Below are 506 nucleotides of genomic sequence, written 5' to 3' on the forward strand. Positions count from 1 at the left end.
TGGGCCGGGATTGTCGGGCGCATCGCCGGGGAACGCCTGCCGGCGATTGCCCTGCTCGGGGCCGGGTTGATTGTGGCGGCGGTGATAGTCGATTGCCCTGCTCGGGGCCGGGTTGATTGTGGCGGCGGTGATAGTCAGTGAGTTGAAGACCAAGGGTAAGGCTGCGACGGCTGAGGAAGAGTTGGAAGAGGAAACTCAGCGATAAACCGCGGATTCTGCATTACCTGATAGGCCGCCATCGCGAGCAAGCTCGCTCCCACAGGTTTTGAGGTGTACATACAGTTTTGTGCGCAATACAAAACACTGTGGGAGCGAGCTTGCTCGCGATGGCGTCAGCACAGGCGAAAACCCTCTACCAGAAACAATCTGAATCAGGGCTTTTCCGTCTACCGTGTAGGATTCTGCGACAGCTTGGCGTTTGGTGATCCGGGAGCTGGCACGTATGATGCTTCACAAACTTCCGCAGATTAGAAGCCTATGTCCCTGATAGTTCTACTGCTTCTGCC

Annotated in this window: 1 pseudogene; it reads left to right on the forward strand. The window is 56.7% G+C overall.

From position 1 onward, the window contains the following. Positions 1-205 (forward strand): annotated as a pseudogene (locus AC1DRN_RS30010) (hypothetical protein); the annotation flags it as partial. Positions 206-506: the final 301 nt, after the last annotated feature.

The organism is Pseudomonas sp. P5_B3 (assembly GCF_056400405.1).